Source organism: Neisseria sp. 19428wB4_WF04, from assembly GCF_015235335.1.
Taxonomy (GTDB): Bacteria; Pseudomonadota; Gammaproteobacteria; order Burkholderiales; family Neisseriaceae; genus Neisseria; species Neisseria musculi.
On the sequence record NZ_JADGLG010000118.1, the window covers coordinates 1 to 1,065 of the forward strand.

2 pseudogenes are annotated in these 1,065 nt (G+C 40.3%); both read left to right on the plus strand.

From position 1 onward, the window contains the following. Nucleotides 1-176 (plus strand): annotated as a pseudogene (locus IR141_RS12520) (IS1595 family transposase); the annotation flags it as partial. A 717-nt stretch (nucleotides 177-893) separates the two neighbouring features. Beyond that, a pseudogene (locus IR141_RS13655) lies at nucleotides 894-1,065 on the plus strand (IS1595 family transposase); the annotation flags it as partial.

Consider the following 1,065-nt stretch of genomic DNA (forward strand, 5'->3'; position numbering starts at 1 on the left):
CGGATGGTACCGGGCACATCAATGGTATTGAAAGCTTCCGGAGTTTTACCAAACGAAGGCCCGCCAAATTCAACGGCGTAACCAAAAACTTTGATTTGCACCTGAAGGAATGCGGATGGCGATGGAATCGAAACTCTGATGAACTGAGTCACCAACTTTGGGGGCAATTTATATAAAGCTGCTAGTCTAGAGCCATAGAATAATTGAAAAGTTTAAAATCGTCTAGACGCGGCAACAAAGGAGATTTGGGTGAAAATTGCTTATGTAATTTTATTGGTATTGATAGTAACTGTCTGATCAAACAGCAACCAACCAAAATCTCTGTGTGCCTGTAATGTTGTTCCTGTGAATCAGGAGGCTGCATAATGCACAGGCTACTTTCGTCCGTCACTCTTATCAGCATTCTTTTTGAGTGCTTGGAAAATGGCTATCATCAGGAATCCCATTTCAACAGTAGGAGCGGCACAAAATTTATCGGTATTTTGGTTAACTCCAATCTGCAAGTCCAAAAAAACAAAATGATTTCGTTATTGAGCGATCGGATTTTGATAGAGCTCAAACAGATAACCGTTACAGCATTTCAGTATTAGCTAAAGGTGTATTTACCAAAATGCAGTATGAAGATGAAAAAGGACTGCTATGTATGCTTCAGGACAGCAGAAAAGCCTATTTTTAGTTGAAAGACGAAAATGGTTCCGAAACCGGAACAGTTATTTACGAAAGGACTAAATAGTGAGAACGACAACATTAACCGTATTAGCTTCGTGTTCCGGTTTGGCGGCTTGTTCTGAATCTATACCAAACCCAAGCGAAACTTATAAATTTGAGGAAGAACGAATTTTAAGAAGGGGCTTACGAAGCAAAATCAGCAAAAATGATGTTAAGCTTCTGATATACCTATTAAAAACAAATACCAAAAGTTCAGTAAAATTACCGAGTCAAAATTCCGTCAAATCCTGCGCCTTTTCACACTTGATTTGACCGCTTCCGATACCGCCAGACTCACCGGCATCAGTACCCAAAGTGCCAATATCTGTTTCTCAAACTGCGTTGCCGTATGGCTGC